Source organism: Winogradskyella ouciana (assembly GCF_009709615.1).
GTDB classification, from domain to species: Bacteria; Bacteroidota; Bacteroidia; order Flavobacteriales; family Flavobacteriaceae; genus Winogradskyella; species Winogradskyella ouciana.
This window is the reverse complement of record NZ_WJYA01000004.1, coordinates 559,765-579,202: the sequence shown is the minus strand read 5'-3', so window position 1 is coordinate 579,202 and position 19,438 is coordinate 559,765. Positions and strand designations below refer to the sequence as shown.

Genomic DNA, 19,438 nt, shown 5'->3' with positions numbered 1-19,438 from the left:
GCTTAAACTTCGTATCTTATCGATCTTAATTAATTAATTCCTCTTCCTATGAGAAAACTCTACTTTTCTATCTTATTGTTTTTACCAGTTTTAATTTTTGGGCAAACCGCATTAACATCAGGCATAACACCAGATTTATCAGCCTATGGCGAAGCAGTAAATTACCCTGGAGAAGGTGAATATGAAATATTTCTAAGTCCAGATAATATTCTAGATAAGCCTATCATTGTTGTAGATGGTTTCGACCCTGGTGACGCTAGGGATATTCCTGGTCTTTATAGTTTATTGGATTTCAATGGCAGCTCAGGAACTCAAAATCTAGCAGATTTAGTTAGAGCACAAGGGTTTGATGTAGTTATATTAAATTTTCCTGTTTATGTAAGAACAGCAGATGGTGCCACAGTTGATGGAGGAGCTGATTTTATGGAACGTAACGCAATGTTACTCGTAGAGCTTTTGGATATAATTAATACCGCAAAGGCAGCAAACAGCCCAGAAGAAAATGTAATTATTGGGCCAAGTATGGGTGGCATCATAACGCGCTACGCTTTAAATTATATGGAAGCCAACACCCTTGATACAGACACGCGTTTGTACATTTCATTCGACTCACCACATCATGGAGCAAATGTTCCAATTGGTTTACAGCACCAATTGAATTATTTAGCATTTAATGATCTAAATCCTGTTCCAGAAGTTCAACCATTGATTAATTCATTGCTTAAATCACCTGCTGCACGTCAATTACTTGTAGATCATTTTGAAACACATCTACAATCTGGTAGTACGGTAGAATTTGACCCAGCCTTAACATTACCTCAACCGCATCCGTTTAGAACAACATTTGAAGCCAGTATAAATTCTTTTACATCTAATGGTTTCCCGCAAAACACTAGGAATATTTCCATTATAAATGGTAGCGGAATAGGAAGCACTTACTTAGCAGCTGATGGTGTTACACCAATTACGAATGGATTTACTATTGTAGATACTTCAATACCTGTCGATGGTCCTTTTGGACCTATTGATGTAGAAGTTGAAATTTATATGACTCCTCCTACTGGTGCTGCACAACAAATCAGTCGGTTTTATGCTCCAGTTTTTCCTCCATTTATAGTTGTTGAATCCACTGCAAGTTCTGGCACTACAAATTTTGATGGAGTCGATTCCGCACCAGGTGGTTTGTTTGATTTATCTGGCCTCACAGGAGATTTAGGAGGTGGAGGTGGACTTGCCGCAGAATTCTTAGCGGCTTTACAAATTGATAAATTTAGTTTTATTCCTTCAGTAAGTGCTTTAGCGCTAGATATAACCGACGAGGCTACAGGGGATGATATCAACTGGCATCACAGCATAGATTTAGCAGGTCGTGCTACAACTAATGACACACCTTTTGACAATACATTTTTACCAGATGATAACGAACCACACGTACAATTAACAGAGGATAATGTTAATTTTGCCTTAGTTGAAATACTAACTCCACCATTAAGCGTTTCGGGCAATGATAGAATGACCTTTCAACTAGAGAAAAATCCCATTGAAAATGAATTGGTATTACTTTCTAATAGAAATACCTATGCTAATATAAGTATTGTTGATGTTACAGGTAAAATGGTGTTTAACTCAACAACCTCATTAGGTAGCAGAACATCAATTCCTGTTAAATTAACTTCAGGGTTTTATATTGTGAATGTTAGAGCTGAAAATAACGAAACATTTACGACTAAATTTTTAGCCAACTAAAAACCAAAGATCAACCATTAAAAAAGCTCTTCATCTGAAGAGCTTTTTTTATTTATGCTTTAATGGTAAGTAAATTACTTTTTTAGTTTCAAAAAAGGCTTCTTCAAAATAATCTGAAAGCAAATATGCTTTAACTGTAGAATATTGTTTTAATTCATCCGTTAAATCACCGCCTTTTAAATAGAGAATTCCATTTTTAAGTTCATTTTTTTGCTGTTTGGCTATTTTACCTTTTACCCATTTTGTAAACTCAGGCATCGCAGTCACAGCTCTACTCACTATAAAATCATAGGTTTCATCAATCGCTTCTACTCTACTATGTGTTGTCTTAACATTGGTTAATTCAATGGCTTCACATACTGCATTAATAACTTTTAGTTTTTTATTGATGCTATCTACCAAGTGAAATTGACAATTAGGAAATAAAATTGCCAAAGGTACTCCTGGAAATCCACCACCAGTACCTACATCTAAAATTGAAGAATCATCACTGAAGTTAATCACTTTTGCTATGCCTAATGAATGTAATACGTGTCTTAGATACAATTCATCGATATCTTTCCGAGACACTACGTTTATCTTAGAGTTCCAATCTTTATATAATTGCTCTAAAGCCTCAAACTGCGCTATTTGCACCTCAGTTAAGTTTGGAAAATATTTTAGGATTAAATCCATAATTGTAATTTCTGCAAAAATACATTATTTTATTGTGGATAATTTAACCTTAATCATTAAGGCTTCGTTTTATATATTAACTATCTTTGGCGAATTATAATGTATCTAATCCCTATACGTTATATATTAAATTTTATTATTTATGACACAACAAACCTTATCCTTTTCAAGAGCTGACTCAGCAAAGTTCTTTAGAACGTTGAACAAACGTGTGAACAATTACTTTAAGGAAAATAACATAAAACGCACAGGTAATTGGCAACTTTGGTTAAAAACCATAGTAATGTTTGCCATATTTCTTGCACCTTATTTTTTATTGCTCACCTTAAATATTCCTACTTGGGCACAAATACTTTTAACCATTGTTATGGGAATTGGTATGGCTGGCGTGGGTATGAATGTGATGCACGATGGTAATCATGGTTCTTTTTCTAACAAAGAATGGATTAACCGTTTAATGGGTAGTAGTATTTATATTTTAGCAGGAAATGTTTATAACTGGAAAGTTCAGCATAACGTTTTGCATCACACCTACACTAACATTCATGGGCATGATGAAGATTTAGAAGCTGGAAGAATTTTACGTTTTTCCGAACATTCTGAATGGAGGAAACATCATAGGTTCCAGCATTATTATTCCGTTTTATTGTATGGTCTGTTAACTATTAATTGGGCGATCACTACAGATTTTCAGCAAATGAAACGCTACATGAAACGTAAATTGTCTTATGGTAAATTACCCAATCCAGTGATTAATTGGAGTAAATTAGTAGTATCAAAACTTTTGTATGTTTCTATGTGGATTGTGTTACCAATTGTCTTAACTGACTTAGCTTGGTACGAAGTGTTGATTGGGTTCTTTATTATGCACTATGTTGCCGGACTGATACTGAGTATTGTGTTTCAATTGGCACACGTTATGGACGAAGCCGAAATGCATTTACCTGAAAAGGACGGCACCATGAAAAACACGTGGGCAATACACCAATTAAAAACTACGGTGAACTTTGGAGCAAAAAATTGGTTGGTAAATTGGTACACTGGTGGTTTAAACCATCAAGTAGAGCATCATATCTTTCCGCATATTAGCCATATCCATTATGGTAAAATTGCAAAAATTGTGAAGGATACCGCAAAAGAATTCAATCTGCCGTACAAAGAATACGAAACCACAAGAAAAGCGGTTGCTGCACATTTCAGATTTTTAAAAGAAATGGGAATGCGACCAGCGATATAAGCATAATTCTATTATTACAACCATGAACCAACTTTCGGATAGAATTAACAATCTATCGACTTCAGCAACCCTTGCTATGGCTGCAAAAGCCAGAGAATTAAGAGCAGAGGGAAAAGACATCATTGGATTAAGTTTGGGAGAACCCGACTTTAACACTCCAGATTTTGTTAAAGAAGCAGCTATTAATGCTGTAAACGAAAACTATAACAGCTATACACCTGTTGATGGTTATGTAGAATTAAAGGATGCAATTATCACTAAGTTTAAGCGTGATAATGAGTTGGAATACAAAAGATCTCAAATTGTAGTTTCCACTGGTGCTAAACAGTCTTTATTCAATATTGCCTCTGTGATGCTAAACGATGGTGACGAAGTTATTTTACCTTGTCCGTACTGGGTAAGCTACAGTGATATTGTAAAATTAAATGGAGGTGTTCCGGTTGAAGTACAAACGGATATAAAGAACGATTTTAAAATGACAGCCGAGCAACTTGAAGCTGCCATTACGCCAAAAACAAAAATGATTTGGTACAGTTCACCGTGTAACCCAAGTGGGTCGGTTTACAGTAAGGATGAATTAAGAGCCCTTGCCGATGTTTTACAAAAACACCCAAACATCTATGTGGTTTCTGATGAAATCTACGAACACATCAATTTTATTGGAGGTCATTTTAGCATGGCACAGTTTAATGATATGTTCGATAGAACCATTACCGTAAACGGAGTCTCTAAAGCTTTTGCCATGACGGGTTGGAGAATCGGTTATATAGGTGCTCCAGAATGGATTGCTAGAGCCTGCAACAAAATGCAAGGCCAAGTGACCAGTGGTGCCAATTGTATTGGTCAGCGTGCTGTAATTACAGCATTGGAAGCTGATCCTTCGCGCATCAAATACATGGTAGATGAGTTTAAGGAACGTCGTAAACTTATTCTTGGTTTATTGGAAGGCATAGAAGGATTTAAGACCAATGAACCCGAAGGTGCTTTTTATGTATTTCCTAATGTATCCGCTTATTTCGGAAAAACCATCAAAGGAAAAACCATAAACAATGCTACAGATATGTCGTTATTCTTATTGGAAGAAGCTCTTGTCGCCACAGTAACAGGTGAAGCTTTTGGTAACCCTAATTGTATAAGAATTTCTTACGCGGCATCTCAAGAACATATTATTGAGGCAATTAAAAGGATTAAAACAGCGTTAAGCTAGTATAAATTCATCAATCGCCTTTTTAAAAGAAAAGCTCTAACGTAAATTTTATGTTAGAGCTTTTTTATTATGATGCAAAAAGCATCCAAACCAAAGCGATTATTATTACAGATGAAAATACTATAACTTTTATCCAAAGGATTTTGTTTTCCTTTTTTAGTCTTTGCCTAATTTCTATTAGTTGCTCTGGTGTAGCATTTGGTAAATTATACTCCGTTTTTCTGTTTGTATTATAACCACCTAAAGTTCTTTTAAACTTCTTTCGCTTAGAACGCATTTTCTCATTGTTCTTAAGCGTAGTTATCATTGCTTGTGCTGATCCTCCAAAACTCATAATTTGTAGTGTTAAATTTTAGCAATACTCCACTAGGTTCACCCAACAAAGCGAACTGTATAATTATAAAAGACACTAAAAAGTATCAGTTAAAGATCAAAAAAGGATATAATCTCTGCTATTAGAATATAGCGATTAATGCGATGGCAAAAACAGATAGTTTTAAAATTACACCTGCATGATTTACCTTATTTAATTGTGACGATTTAATACGCTGTCTAATTCCGAATATAGACTTTGGAGTTGGCTTGCTGAAGTTAAGCTTCACAATTGATTTGTAATTAGAATTCAATAGTCCATTGGTTGTAAAATGAGACACCTCAATGGGTTCTGGTACTGTTTCTAATTTTTGATTTAATACTAATTCCATGATTGATATTTTTAATTGGTTACGCTAATATGACGCATAACAATTAATTTTGTTACACTCTGTGTTTCAACTATAGCAATAGATTGAAGCACTCAAACTCAAAAAATAGCAGTAGAATTATAGGCTAGCTAAATTTTAAAAAATCTCAAAAAAAATTAAAATTTTATCTGTTTCGCCAGAAAAATGGAGTCAATAAAATAAGAATTGTAAATAATTCTAAACGTCCAAGAAGCATTAAAAAAGACGCCCACCATTTCCCTAAAACAGGTAAGGCTGCATAATTATTTACAGGGCCAAAATCACCTAGAGCTGGCCCAACATTACCCAAACTAGAAGCTGAAAGTCCTACTGCAGATGTAAAGTCTATTTGAAACATAGAAAAGACCAAAGCACCAATTATAAAAGATAGCATATATAAAATAAAGAACCCAAGAATATTAAAGACAATGTCTTTTGAAATAGATTTAGTGTTATACCTTACTGGTAGAATAGCATTAGGATGTAATGCACGTTTAAATTCCAAAAATCCGTTCTTGATTAAAATAAGGTGCCTTACCACTTTAACACCACCCGAAGTACTACCAGCAGAACCTCCCAAAAACATCAACCCAAAGAAGAACACGGTTAAAAATGGTGTCCACATGGTATAATCTGCAGTTACAAAACCTGTTGTCGTAACAATAGCCAAAACCTGAAATAGTCCATGCCGTATAGCGCTTTCACTTTCTCCCAAAACCATGGGATGCGCTATAGTCGATTGAGAAACATCAGCTCTAAAATATATTAAAAGGACTGCCACTATAGTGAAAGCCGCTATAAACTTAAAATAGAGTTTAAACTCATCATCCTTAATAATTTTCTTTACGTTACCCTTAAAGAGGTAATAACTCAAAACAAAATTCGTGCCTGCCAAAAACATAAAAAAGATAATGATATATTGAATGGCAGGATTATCATTCCAATGCGCAATACTGGAATTTTTTGTTGAAAAACCTCCAGTGGATAAGGTGCTCATTGCATGATTAATGGCATCGAAAAAGGACATTCCTGCTACTTGAAGTAGAATAGTTTCAGCCACTGTATAGCCAAAATAAATTAACCATAAACGCTTTGCTGTATCTGTAATTCTAGGATGTAGCTTATCACCACCAGGACCTGGTGCTTCAGCCGCAAACAACTGCATACCACCAACGCCAAGCAAAGGTAAAATGGCAATGGCCAGTACAATAATTCCCATACCACCAATCCAATGTGTCATGCTTCGCCAAAATAATATGCCTTCTGGTAAGATTTCAATATCATTTATTATGCTGGCTCCAGTAGTTGTATAACCAGACATGGTTTCAAAAAAAGCATCTGTAAACGACGGAATGGCTTCCGTTGCCAAATAGGGCAAGGTGCCTGTAAGTGACATAACTACCCAACCAAAGGCCACAACAATGTAACCTTCGCGCTTGTTCATCTCTTTACGGTGTTTCTTGGTGCCATACATTGCGATAGCACCCAATAACAAGGTTGACAAACCTGCTAGAAACAAATTTAAAGTAACACCATCTTTATAAATAAGGCTGATTAATGTAGCCAGCATCATAAAACCACCATTGAACAGCAGTAGCAGTCCAAAAAAATGGAAAATGATTTTATAGTTAAGATGCATTCGATACATAATAGTAATTATGAGAAAAAGGCTTCAACTTCAGAAATTGATCGCGGTAAACAACAAACCACTACACGATCGCCAGCCTCTATTTTAAAACTTCCAAGAGGAATCATACCATTTCCGTTTCTTATAACTCCACCAAAAATAGCAGACCTCGGAAAGTTAAGATCCTTTATGGTCTTATTAGTAATTTTTGAATTTGGCTTTACCACAAACTCCAATAGTTCGGCATTCATGTTTGTAAGCTTGGTCATAGCGACAACCTCACCTTTTCTGATATATCTGAAAATATTATTGGCAGCTAAGAGTTTTTTATTAATTAGTGTATCAATTCCTATAGATTGAGACAATTGGTAATAGTCCATGTTTTCAACCAAAGCAATGGTTTTCTTTACACCTTTAGACTTTGCTAAAAGACAGGACATAATATTGGTTTCAGAGTTTCCGGTTACGGAAATAAAAGCATCAGTATCCGAAATATTTTCCTCTTCGAGTATTTCAACATTTCTACCATCACCACATATAACCAGTGCATTAGGTAATTGATCTGCAAGATCCTCAGCAACAGGCTTTCTACTTTCAACCAGTTTAACGTTGAATTTACTCATGCACAAATCTCTCGCTGTCTTATAGCCAATTTTACTACCACCAAGAATCATCACGTTTTTAATTCCCATTTTGACTTTTCCTGATAATTCAAACAATTCTGCATCGCCTCCTTTAGAGGTCATAAACACCACCTTATCACCTTCCTTAAATTGTGTATCACCTCTCGGAATAATGGTATATTGAGTAGCATAACGTTGTATGGCAATAGGAATGAAATGCAACTCAGGATATATTTCAGCAGCTTCCCTCACAGTTTTACCAACAAAAGTTGCGGTTCTCGATAAACGCAATCCCAACATGGTAAGTGCACCACCTTCAAACTCATAGGTGTCATTAAATCCATACTGGTTTAACAACAATTCTATTTCCTTAGCCGCTAAAGATTCTGGTGAAATCAATTCATCTATTCCAAATTGAGAAAAACCAATGGTCTCTTTTTCATCAATAAATTCAGTATTAGAAATTCTGGCTATTGTGCGTTGTGCACCAAGCTGTTTAGCCAGTACACTAGCTGTGATATTTGTAGTTTCAGAAGACGTTACGGCAATAAACAATGCTGCTGATTCTATACGCGCTTCCCTTAAAATGGCGATGGAAGTTGCATCCCCTTTTATAGTTTTTATGTCTAAATGCTCGCCTGCATAAGCCAAGCCATCTTTTTTGGTATCGATAAGGGTTATCTCTTGCGACTCATAGGACAATAGCTTTGCTAAATGAAATCCTACTTCTCCTGCACCTGCGATAATTATTTTCATTACGAAATGTTCAAAATAAACATGCAAATATACTAAGAAGTTATAAGTGAAGCTAAAGTTATAGCGACTTAGAAGTTTTTATCTGTTTCTTCTACAGAGACCACAATTTTCCTTAAGAAGAATTTAAATTACAGCTTTTCTTCGGTAAGCAATACACTGCTAAATTCAATTCTTGGATTTGATCTTTAAATTTTCAAGTGAAAAAAATCACGTACTTTTGCCAAAAATTTTTAATGGCCAAAAAGATAAAACCATATAAGAATAGTGATGCTTCCAAGAAAGAGCAGGTAACGGAAATGTTTGACACCATTTCTAAAGAATATGACGGCTTAAATCGAGTTATTTCTTTTGGAATTGATGTAAAGTGGCGAAATAAAGTCGTTAAATTAGTTTCTAAAAAAAAACCAGAAAATATTCTGGATATCGCTACCGGAACTGGCGATTTGGCCATCAGCCTTACCTCTACAAATGCTAAAGAAATCATAGGATTAGACATTAGCGATGGTATGTTAGAAGTTGGCAGACGAAAAATAAGGTCTAAAAACTTAGATGGTATTATTTCCATGGTTATCGGAGATTCTGAAGATCTACCGTTTGAAGACAATACCTTTGATGCTATTACTGTTGCCTTTGGAGTTAGGAATTTTGAAAATTTAGAGAAAGGACTCGCTGAAATCTTAAGAGTCTTAAAACCCAATGGTATTTTTGTGATCCTAGAAACATCTGTACCCACAAACCCTGTTTATAAATTTGGTTATAATATTCATTGTAGACTAATTTTACCAATGGTTGGTAAATTGTTTTCAAAAGATAGAGTTGCTTATAACTATTTAAGTGAATCTGCCTCAGTTTTCCCATATGGTGAAGCACTGAACAATATTTTAAGAAAAATTGGGTTTATTAATGTCGAAGACAAGCCACAAACTATGGGTGTGGCAACAATTTACACAGCATCTAAAGCATAATATGAAAAGAATCATAATCTTTCTTGCACTAATACTGGCATTTCAAAATGTGTCAGCCCAATTATTCACCAAAGAAAAGGTTGCAAATAATATCGATAACATAGACCAAAAGTTTTTGTCTTGGGGTTATTTTCTCGGTTTTAATCAATACGACTTTAAGTTTAATTACAACCAAGACTTAAAAGATATCTTGGTTGATAAAACCTTTGGGTTTCATTTAGGTCTTATAGGAGATATGCGTATTAATGATCACCTCAACCTTAGATTAGAGCCAGGTGTTTTCTTTACCACAAGAAATTTACAGTATGATGAAAGCTATTTTGCAGGTACGGAATTTAATGATTCTGATTTGCTAAGAGAGGTGAAATCCACCTACATACATGTGCCGTTATTATTAAAAATTTCAACTAAGCGCATCAACAATTTTAAGCCGTTCATCATAGGAGGGTTTTCCACAGCTTTAAACCTATCAAGTAATCAAGATAATCCGGATGATAATAGTGCTGGTGAGTTTAGAATGAAAAAAAGCACCTATTTCTATGAGATTGGTTTTGGTATAGATCTCTATCTGCTCTATTTCAAATTTACACCTTCAATCCGTGGCGTTTTTGCCATTAACGATGAAATCGTAAGAGATGCAGACCCAAATAGTCCTTGGACAGGCAATGTGGCAAAAATGCAAACTAGAGGTGTTTTTATTAACTTTACTTTTCAATAAGACGACGTCTAAATTCACTTAATACAATTGCCGTTGCATTGGCAACATTTAGGCTTTCTGTATTTTTACTTTCGCCATATTGAGGTATGGTAAGTTGTCGATCTACTTTTACTTTAATTGAATCAGAAATACCATTGGCTTCATTTCCCAAAACTACTATACCTGTACTTGGTAATTCTGTTTTATAGATATTTTCCCCATTCATAAATGTTCCAAACACATCAGTATTAGTTGCTGATATAAATTCTTCAAGATTTAAATACGTGATATTAACACGTGTCAATGAACCCATTGTTGCCTGCACCACTTTAGGATTGTAACAATCTACTGTATTGGCACTGCAAACCAAATCCTTAACACCATACCAATCGCAAAGTCTTATGATTGTACCTAAGTTGCCTGGATCTCTTACATCATCCAATGCAATTATTAGTTCTTCCCTATCAATATCTTTAGCCTTGGGAATATTAAAAACTGCCAAAGCTGTATTTGGGTTTTTAAGTGAACTTATCTTTTTAAGTTCTGCCTCAGAAATATCAGTAACAAGCTGTTTTGGTGCGTCAAAAATCGGTTGGGTAGTATATAAATTCTGAAGCTTAAAATCTGAATTTAAAAATTCTTCAATCCCTTTTATCCCTTCGACTGCAAACAGCCCTAATTGTTGTCTATATTTTTTTTGGGTTAAACTTTTAATTAACTTTATTTGATGCTTTGTAACCATTAAAATGTCTTTACATTTGTTAGAGTTATTACAAAGTAAACCTTTTTGGACTAATTTTTGTTTATAACATCCAATATCAAAAAACAATACACCCATTGAGACTGCTACATCGCATGTTACAATTCATTAAAAAACATAAGACCACTTATAGTGTATTGTTTTTTTATTTCACCTTTTTATTTTTTAGTTCATGTAATGTTGTAAAGCGTGTTAAGGCTGATGAGCATTTAATAACTAAAAACACAATTATTGAAAACGGTAAGGTCAATAAGGAAGAACGTGTCAACAACATCATCATTCAAAGAACAAATCTTGGGATGGAAAGCTTCTTTGGTTTTCCATTGAGGCTTCATGTCTATAACTTAGCTCGGCCAAATATTGATTCTATATTACAAGCTAAAGTATTGAGTGATTCTTCTAAAGTCCGTTGGAAAACCGCTTTACTATCCAAGAAGCAATTTGACCGAGAAATACAATCGCGTAAAAACTTTAACAGTTGGTTAAAACGCACAGGAGAAGCTCCTACAATACTAAATGAAGAAAAAACCGCAAAGACAGTTACCAATCTCAGAAAGTATTATTATAGTAAGGGTTGGTTTGACAATGAAGTGAATTATCAGATAGAAAAAGACAGTAGCAAAAGAGCAGAAGTAACCTATACAGTTGTTAAAAACAAACCGTACTTTTTAGACTCTTTAAAACCTATAATAAGCAGTCCTGCAATAGATTCGCTCTACGGTAAATTCAGTAAGGCATCATTACTAAAGAAGGGAGAACAATATAATGAGCAAAATTTTGAAAATGAACGCGAGCGTATCAATACATTTCTACGTAATTCAGGCTTCTATTATTTTGGGCAAGACTATATAAGGTTTGTAACGGATACCATTGGAACAAACCATAAGGTAAACACAGAATTGATTATAGCAGACCGCAGTATTAGAACCGATGATTCTACATCAATAGAGCCCTTTAAAGTTTATAAAATCAAAGAGGTTAATATTTTTACGGATGATAATTTTGAAAATCGGTTTAAAGCTATTTCAGACACCACCACTTACAAAGATTACAACCTTTATAGTAAGGAGAAATTGAGGTTTAGACCCAAGGCACTTACTGATGCCATTTTTATTAATAAGGGAGACATTTACACGGATCTAGCGCGTAGTAGAACATCGAGATACCTAAATGACCTACAAATGTTTCGGTACCCAAGTATAGAATACGTAGAAAACAGAGATGATACTACATTAACAGCAAATATTTACTTAGAACCCAAGAAAAAGTATGGCTTAAGTTTAGATTTAGATGTTTCTCAAAGTAATATTCAAACTATTGGGTTTTCAGTAACTCCCGGTTTAAAAATCAGAAATATTTTTAGAGGTGCTGAAACTCTAGAAATTAGTGGAATTGCAGCAATTGGTGCATCTAAAGATGGAAATGATAATGAGGACGCCTTTTTTGACATTAACGAGTTTGGTGGTAATGTGAGATTATCTATTCCGAGATTATTCACCCCTTTTAATACCGATAGTATTATCCCTAAATATATGTCGCCAAATACAGCGATCAACCTCTCTATAACAGGTCAACAAAATATTGGATTAGATAAACAAACACTTTCTGGGCTTTTAAGTTACAACTGGTTACCTTCTACGACAGTTTCTAATACTTTGGAATTGTTTAATGTTCAGTTTGTGAAAAACTTAAACACAAGTAACTATTTTGGTGTTTACTCAAATTCTTTTGGAAGGTTAAATAGTATTGCTAGAAGCATTAACTATATTGATAATGACGAAAGCTTGGTAGATGATAGTTTACCTAATCGGTTTTCTCCAGCAGATCAATTTATTAATGATGTATTGGCAGGAAACACAAGTTTAACATCGAACGATGATGATTTTTTAATTGTAAATAATATAGAAGAACGCAAACAGCGATTAACAGAAAACAACCTTATTTTCTCCTCTAGTTTTGACTATAAAAAAGATAAACGTGCAAATATATTTGACAACGATTTCTCAATTTTTAAGTGGCGAATAGAAATCGCAGGAAATTTATTATCCAATCTATCTGAAGTATTTGGCTCATCAAAAAACGAAAATGGAAATTATGAAGTATTTGGTGTGGCTTTTTCACAGTATTTTAAAACTGAGATAGATTATGTAAAGTATTTTGACTTAGGTCGTAAAAACGTATTTGCTTTTAGAAGCTACGCAGGTATTGCTATTCCTTATGGTAACTCTAACAGTATTCCATTTGCGGAAAGTTTCTTTGCTGGTGGACCTAACGACAACAGAGCCTGGACCGCTTATAATCTTGGCCCAGGAAGTTCTACAACAACCAACGAATTTAACGAAGCTAACTTTAAAATTCACTTAAGTGCCGAACAGCGTTTTGGCCTTTTTGGAGATCTAAGAGGTGCGCTTTTTGTTGATGCCGGCAACATATGGAATGTTTTAGATAATGTTGAAGATGAAGAAGCAACCTTTACAGGTTTTAGTTCTTTAGAAGATATTGCTGTAGGGTCTGGTTTTGGACTTCGTTACGATTTTGATTTCTTTGTTCTGCGTTTCGATACTGGTTTTAAAACTTATAACCCTTCCCTGCCTGAAGGCGAACGCTGGTTTAAAGATTACAACTTTAGAAACGCAGTATATAACATTGGAATTAACTATCCTTTTTAAAAAACACTTAACATATTACTATATCGTTTTCGGTATTTAATACCCGATTTATCTCTAAAAACCAACTCATAAATATTCAAAATTGCTTATTTTTGAGTCTAATTTTTCAATCATAAAATTATGAGTCACAATATTAAACCTGGCGTTGCAACAGGTAGAGAAGTTCAAGAGATTTTTAAGTTAGCAAAAGAAAAAGGCTTTGCCTTACCAGCTGTTAATGTTATAGGTTCAAATTCTATAAATGGTGTTTTAGAAACTGCTAAAGCGTTAAACGCACCTGTAATTATTCAGTTTTCTAATGGTGGTGCACAATTTAATGCTGGTAAAGGATTAGGTAATGAAGACCAAAAAGGTGCTATTGCTGGTGCCATCGCTGGCGCAAAGCATGTACATCTTATGGCAGAAGCTTATGGAGTACCTGTGATTTTACACACCGATCACTGTGCAAAAAAATTATTGCCTTGGATAGATGGTTTATTAGACGCAAGTGAAAAACACTTTGAAGAAACTGGAAAGCCCTTATATAGTTCCCATATGATTGATCTTTCTGAGGAGCCAATAGAAGAAAATATTGAGATTTGTAAAGAGTACCTAGCTCGTATGAGTAAAATGGGTATGACTTTAGAAATTGAATTAGGTATCACTGGTGGTGAAGAAGACGGTGTTGATAACAGCGACGTTGATGAATCAAAATTATACACGCAACCTGAAGAAGTAGCCTATGCCTATGAAGAATTAATGAAAGTGAGCGATCAGTTTACCGTTGCTGCTGCATTTGGAAACGTTCATGGTGTTTACAAACCTGGTAATGTAAAATTGACTCCTAAAATTCTAAAGAACTCTCAAGAGTACGTTTCAGAGAAATTTAATGTTGAACATAATCATATAGACTTTGTATTTCATGGTGGCTCGGGCTCTAGTGTTGAAGAAATAAGAGAAGCTATTGGCTATGGCGTTATTAAAATGAATATCGATACCGATATGCAATGGGCATTTTTGAGTGGTGTAAGAGATTACATTGACGATAACAAAGATTATTTACAAACCCAAATCGGTAGTCCTGATGGACCAGATTCACCAAACAAGAAATATTATGACCCAAGGGTTTGGCTACGTAAAGGGGAACAAGCTTTTGTTGAGCGACTTAAAAAAGCTTTTGAAGATTTAAACAATATAGATACGCTGTAAAAGTTCAATAAATATTCTTAAAACCTATCAATACTAAAGATTATAGTTTTGATAGGTTTATTTTTTATGCTAAATTAGATAGACCTACAACTTTTGAGTTTAATTAATAAGTAGTAATTTTGCCCACCTAACTAACTAATTCATCAATTTACAGACTGAAGTAATTTGTCTATAATTGATGAACCCAAAATCGTATATCAATATGGCTTGGTTTAAAAGAAAAGATAAAGGAATACACACCTCAACAGAGGAAAAAAAAGATACTCCCAAAGGGCTTTGGTATAAATCTCCAACAGGAAAAATAATTGACACCAAAGAACTAGAACAAAATTTTTACGTTAGCCCAGAAGATGGTTATCATGTAAGAATTGGTAGTAAAGAGTATTTCGAAATTCTCTTTGATGATAATAAATTCAAAGAATTAGATGCTAACCTTACATCAAAAGACCCTCTAAAATTCGTTGATACAAAAAAGTATCCTGAGCGTTTAAAGGCTGCACAAGCTAAGACTAACCTAAAAGATGCTGTACGTACAGCTGTTGGCAAGTCCAATGGACAAGATTTAGTTATTGCGTGCATGGATTTTGCCTTCATCGGAGGATCTATGGGAAGCGTTGTCGGTGAAAAAATTGCGAGAGCTGCAGACTATGCCTTAAAAAACAAAGTGCCATTTATGATTATTAGCAAGTCTGGTGGTGCGCGTATGATGGAAGCAGCTTTATCATTAATGCAATTGGCAAAAACTTCCGTAAAACTCGCGCAATTGGCAGATGCTAAAATTCCATATATCTCATTGTGTACCGATCCAACTACTGGTGGAACGACTGCATCATTCGCTATGCTAGGAGATATTAATATTTCTGAGCCAGGTGCACTAATCGGTTTTGCTGGCCCAAGAGTTGTAAGAGATACGACAGGCCAAGAATTACCAGAAGGTTTTCAAACTTCAGAGTTTTTGTTAGAGCATGGTTTCTTAGATTTTATAACACACAGAAAGGACTTAAAGAAAAAAATTAATCTCTATATAGATTTAATAAAGAATCAACCAATAAGAGCATAAAAAAAGCGAGCCAAATGGCTCGCTTTTTTTATCCAATTAACTCTAAACCAAAAAATTAATTTAAAGTAATAGGGATTTCCGTACCGTTGTTAAAGGTAAATGTCGCTTGGTTATCGCAATCTCCATCACCAAAATCAAAAACGCCTCCAAAGTTGGTTCGCTGCACATCAAAAGAACCACTAACAAAATAGTAGCAGATAACCTCTCTACGTAATGGTACTATAACCTCGTAGGTATGTGTGTTTCCATTAACGAAAGTTGCTTCCCAATCACCAGTAATTTCAAAAACATTGTCACTAAACACTCCGCTTCCAAAACCTTCTATCCATTCTCTTATTCTTGTACCTTCTCTAGACGCCTGTAAGCCATTTGGCCAAATCACTGTAATACTTAAATCGTGCGTAAATTGAGGGTTTCCATTATCATTAGATAACTCTTTTAAGATAGAACGACTGGCAATAATGTTTTTAGCATCGAAATAAAAATCTACCAAATTGTAGTTGATAGCAATTTGTTGGGCCTCAGGATCTCTTGTATAATCAAAGATAATTTGTCCTTTAAGTAAATGACCTCTAACCAAACATCCTTCAGTACCAAAATCTAAAGTTACCTGTCTGTAGTTTTGTTGTACAACCACTGTAATTGTTACACAGTCGGGAATATCTCCGTTGTATGTAGTTCTGCCTGTTTCGCTTAATTCTTGACCTTCATAAGCATCGATTACAAGATCACCTAAAACATTATCAATTTGGTCTATTTCGGCTGAGCGCTGAACTTCTGAAGTGTCTTGAACTTGGTTTTCTGTTTCTGTAGTTTCATCTTTACTACAAGATGTAAATGTTAAGCCCAAAACCATAAGGCCTAAGACTACTTTTTTTAGCGCATTAAAATTCTTCATGATTACTTTTTTATTGTTAATATAGTGTTAAGACTACTATAATTAAAAAAGGTTTAAATTAAGCCTTAAGAAAATAAACTGAGAAACAAGTACCTTTGCCTACTTGACTTTCTACCTCAATTTTTCCTCCAATACTTTCAATATGGTTTTTTGTGATATAAAGTCCCACTCCTCTCGAGTCTTGGTGATTATGAAACGTACCGTTGAGCGTAAATAATCTAGCCTTGTTTTCTTCGAGATTTATACCTTTACCGTTATCTTTAATATGCAAAACTATATATTCATTTTTTTCTGAAGTAGTAAGTTCAATTATTGGTGGCTGATGTTCTGTTCTGTATTTTATTGCATTAGTTAAAAAATTTAATACGATACTATCTAGATAGGCTTCAATTCCGAAAATATAAATATCTTGTTTTACGTTATTGATAATTTGACAATTCTCTTTTTTTGCAATAGAACTTATATTATACATTGCATTTTTCACATAATTGTATAAAGACAATTTTGCCAAGGCATTGAATTTTTTTGGCTTATCTACTTGAATTTTAGTGAGATTTTTTAGATTTTCATTTAAGTTACTTATAGACTCGTGTAACATTTGGTAATTCTCACTTTTTACAATATCTGGCAGTTCTTCTTCCAAAAATTCTGTAATTGAATTGAGGTTACCTATATGTGTTCTAAGATCGTGAGTAGCAATATGGGCAAAGTCTTTTAATTTTTCATTTTGACCTTTGATTACATTCATTAAAAATTGCAAATGCCAAGAAGATGACTTTTGGGATGAAATATCAGTTAGTTGAGAAATAAAATATAAAGGCGTACCATCTATATTACGCACTAATGAAACTGATAGTAGCGCCCATATAATATGTCCCTTTTTATGAAAGTAGCGTTTTTCAATCTGATAATTATCAATTTCTCCTTTAAGCAATTGATCCATTAAACCAAGGTCTAAATTTAAATCATCCCTATGCGTTATTTTCTGAAAATTTATCTCATAAAGCTCTTCTTTTGAATATCCCAGAAAATTGACAATGCTATCATTTACCTTGATCCAATTTCCGTTGAGACCAACAATGGCAATACCACCATTGGCGTATTTAAAAATGTTTTTATAAATCTCCTGTTTTACTTTATGTAAATTTTCTGGCATTGCTATATAGGGCTATTTAAAAGCATGAATAATATAAATCAAAGAACAACTTCTAATTAAAATAAATAAATGCTAAATGAAACACGTTGTAAAAAAATATCTTAGGGCAAATTTTACTATTAATAAAAATAGCTCTAAGATTTTCTGGGAAATAACTCTATTGATTTAAAGATGTACTCAAATACCTATAATGCATTTCTCAAAAAAATTGAGAATTCAGTACCCACACCTACTTCACTATTCACCTCTACTTTACCTCCAAGTGATTCAATATGGTTTTTGGTAATAAAAAGACCAATGCCTATGGCATCTTCATTGTAATGAAACGTCTTATACATTTGAAAAAGCTTATCACCATACTTCTCCATATCTATTCCCAAACCATTGTCTTTAATCTTAAAAACGATAAAATCGTCCTCAACTATAGAGGTTAGCTCAATAATAGGAGTTCTTTCTTCTGATTTATATTTTATGGCATTGGTCAAAAAGTTAAGCACAATACTATCTAAATAGGCAGGGACACCTTTTACAAAGTGACCCTCATCAACTTCATTATAAATTATAGCATAGGCATTTTGAGCCATAGCAATTATATTATACATGGCCTTTTCTACATAATCGTATAAATTAAGAGATTCTAATTTTGAAGGTTCAATTTCCCTGATTTTAGCTACTTCTGTAAGGTGAGATACTGTTTCTTCTAGATTATCTACAGCTTTTTTCAGCATAACAAGGTGTTCATTATCCTTTTGATTGCTAAAGTCTTCTTCTAAAAATTCAGTTATCGAGGATAAATTTCCTGCATGTGATCTTAAATTATGTGTCACAATGTTTGCAAAAGCTGTTAACCGCTCATTTTGTTCTTGCACAACATTGAGCATTGCTTTAAGTTTATCTTGGTTTTTTTGGCGGTTAGTAACATCATTAAACTGCCATATCATATATGGTTTACCTTCTTTAAAATATACCAAGGACACATAAATTAACACCCATAATATGGAACCGTTCTTATGAAAGTAGCGCTGTTTAACGCGGTACTTATCAATTTTACCCGTAATAAGCTTTTCGTACTTCTCTTCATGTACACCAAGATCTTCAGCATAAATGATGTTATGGATATCCATATTAAAGAGCTCCCATCTTGTATAACCCAATAGGTCGCACACACTTTGATTAACCTTTAGCCAATTACCATCTAGATTTACAATTGCAATGCCATTATAAGTATTGTTAAAAACGCGGTCTAATACATCGTGTGCGTTAGAAAAATTCCGACTAGAGTCTACTGCTTTCATCCTTTTTATTTACAGGATTAATAGGTAAAAGCTCTCAATTAGGGAAGGGAGGCTATCAAAATATTTTAATATAGACTAAAAGTTACGAAAAAAACCACAAAACGCAAAAAAAGTCCTATATTTGCCGCTTGAAAGAAAATCTTTCATAGTACATAAA

The 19,438-nt window shown here is 34.1% G+C and carries 17 protein-coding genes; 8 read left to right on the top strand and 9 right to left on the bottom strand.

Features of this window, described 5'->3' with window-relative positions:
* Positions 1 to 48: 48 nt before the first annotated feature.
* The gene (locus tag F1003_RS06505; protein ID WP_155088397.1) at positions 49 to 1,746 is read left to right on the top strand and encodes a T9SS type A sorting domain-containing protein; all 1,698 of its coding nucleotides are present in this window, start codon (positions 49 to 51) and stop codon (positions 1,744 to 1,746) included.
* Between the two features lie 48 nt (positions 1,747 to 1,794).
* Here the strand turns inward: F1003_RS06505 and rsmG are convergent, their stop codons facing one another.
* The gene (gene rsmG, locus F1003_RS06500) at positions 1,795 to 2,421 is read right to left on the bottom strand and encodes a 16S rRNA (guanine(527)-N(7))-methyltransferase RsmG (protein WP_155088396.1); all 627 of its coding nucleotides are present in this window, start codon (positions 2,419 to 2,421) and stop codon (positions 1,795 to 1,797) included.
* A 142-nt stretch (positions 2,422 to 2,563) separates the two neighbouring features.
* Between rsmG and F1003_RS06495 the strand changes: the two genes are divergently transcribed.
* Both F1003_RS06495 and F1003_RS06490 read left to right on the top strand, forming a co-directional pair.
* A complete protein-coding gene (locus F1003_RS06495; RefSeq protein WP_155088395.1) occupies positions 2,564 to 3,658 on the top strand; it encodes a fatty acid desaturase family protein in 1,095 nt (364 codons plus the stop codon).
* A gap of 22 nt (positions 3,659 to 3,680) precedes the next feature.
* Positions 3,681 to 4,865: a pyridoxal phosphate-dependent aminotransferase gene (locus tag F1003_RS06490; RefSeq protein WP_155088394.1), complete on the top strand. Its 1,185-nt coding sequence runs from the start codon at positions 3,681 to 3,683 to the stop codon at positions 4,863 to 4,865.
* Between the two features lie 67 nt (positions 4,866 to 4,932).
* Here F1003_RS06490 and F1003_RS06485 read toward each other — a convergent pair whose 3' ends face one another.
* The 4 genes from F1003_RS06485 to trkA form a co-directional block, all read right to left on the bottom strand.
* On the bottom strand, positions 4,933 to 5,199 hold the full coding sequence (locus F1003_RS06485) for a hypothetical protein (RefSeq protein ID WP_155088393.1): 267 nt from the start codon (positions 5,197 to 5,199) through the stop codon (positions 4,933 to 4,935).
* Positions 5,200 to 5,320: 121 nt separating this feature from the next.
* Complete coding sequence (locus F1003_RS06480) at positions 5,321 to 5,569, bottom strand: hypothetical protein (protein ID WP_155088392.1); 249 nt, start codon at positions 5,567 to 5,569, stop codon at positions 5,321 to 5,323.
* Positions 5,570 to 5,732: 163 nt separating this feature from the next.
* Positions 5,733 to 7,226, bottom strand: a complete 1,494-nt coding sequence (locus F1003_RS06475; protein ID WP_155088391.1) for a TrkH family potassium uptake protein — start codon at positions 7,224 to 7,226, stop codon at positions 5,733 to 5,735.
* 17 nt (positions 7,227 to 7,243) lie between these two features.
* Positions 7,244 to 8,593, bottom strand: a complete 1,350-nt coding sequence (trkA, locus tag F1003_RS06470) for a Trk system potassium transporter TrkA (RefSeq protein ID WP_155088390.1) — start codon at positions 8,591 to 8,593, stop codon at positions 7,244 to 7,246.
* Positions 8,594 to 8,826: 233 nt separating this feature from the next.
* Between trkA and ubiE the strand changes: the two genes are divergently transcribed.
* Together ubiE and porT are read left to right on the top strand one after the other, a co-directional pair.
* Complete coding sequence (gene ubiE, locus F1003_RS06465) at positions 8,827 to 9,558, top strand: bifunctional demethylmenaquinone methyltransferase/2-methoxy-6-polyprenyl-1,4-benzoquinol methylase UbiE (protein WP_155088389.1); 732 nt, start codon at positions 8,827 to 8,829, stop codon at positions 9,556 to 9,558.
* Position 9,559: 1 nt separating this feature from the next.
* Positions 9,560 to 10,276, top strand: a complete 717-nt coding sequence (gene porT, locus F1003_RS06460; protein WP_155088388.1) for a type IX secretion/gliding motility protein PorT/SprT — start codon at positions 9,560 to 9,562, stop codon at positions 10,274 to 10,276.
* Here the strand turns inward: porT and F1003_RS06455 are convergent.
* Positions 10,263 to 10,997 (bottom strand): TrmH family RNA methyltransferase, encoded by a 735-nt coding sequence (locus F1003_RS06455; RefSeq protein WP_155088387.1) that lies wholly within the window; start codon positions 10,995 to 10,997, stop codon positions 10,263 to 10,265. The two genes, porT and F1003_RS06455, sit on opposite strands and share 14 nt — an antisense overlap.
* 113 nt (positions 10,998 to 11,110) lie before the next feature.
* Between F1003_RS06455 and tamL the strand changes: the two genes are divergently transcribed.
* The 3 genes from tamL (at position 11,111) to accD (ending at position 15,932) form a co-directional block, all read left to right on the top strand.
* Positions 11,111 to 13,684: a translocation and assembly module lipoprotein TamL gene (gene tamL, locus F1003_RS06450; protein WP_155088386.1), complete on the top strand. Its 2,574-nt coding sequence runs from the start codon at positions 11,111 to 11,113 to the stop codon at positions 13,682 to 13,684.
* Between the two features lie 120 nt (positions 13,685 to 13,804).
* On the top strand, positions 13,805 to 14,872 hold the full coding sequence (gene fbaA, locus F1003_RS06445; protein ID WP_155088385.1) for a class II fructose-bisphosphate aldolase: 1,068 nt from the start codon (positions 13,805 to 13,807) through the stop codon (positions 14,870 to 14,872).
* 202 nt (positions 14,873 to 15,074) lie between these two features.
* Positions 15,075 to 15,932 (top strand): acetyl-CoA carboxylase, carboxyltransferase subunit beta, encoded by an 858-nt coding sequence (accD, locus tag F1003_RS06440; RefSeq protein ID WP_155088630.1) that lies wholly within the window; start codon positions 15,075 to 15,077, stop codon positions 15,930 to 15,932.
* Between the two features lie 55 nt (positions 15,933 to 15,987).
* Here the strand turns inward: accD and F1003_RS06435 are convergent, their stop codons facing one another.
* The 3 genes from F1003_RS06435 to F1003_RS06425 all read right to left on the bottom strand — a co-directional run bounded on the left by F1003_RS06435 (position 15,988) and on the right by F1003_RS06425 (position 19,281).
* Positions 15,988 to 16,830, bottom strand: a complete 843-nt coding sequence (locus F1003_RS06435) for a hypothetical protein (RefSeq protein WP_155088384.1) — start codon at positions 16,828 to 16,830, stop codon at positions 15,988 to 15,990.
* A gap of 58 nt (positions 16,831 to 16,888) precedes the next feature.
* Positions 16,889 to 17,986, bottom strand: coding sequence for a sensor histidine kinase (locus F1003_RS06430; RefSeq protein WP_155088383.1), 1,098 nt, complete (start codon positions 17,984 to 17,986; stop codon positions 16,889 to 16,891).
* Between the two features lie 185 nt (positions 17,987 to 18,171).
* Positions 18,172 to 19,281, bottom strand: coding sequence for a sensor histidine kinase (locus F1003_RS06425; protein ID WP_155088382.1), 1,110 nt, complete (start codon positions 19,279 to 19,281; stop codon positions 18,172 to 18,174).
* Positions 19,282 to 19,438: the final 157 nt, after the last annotated feature.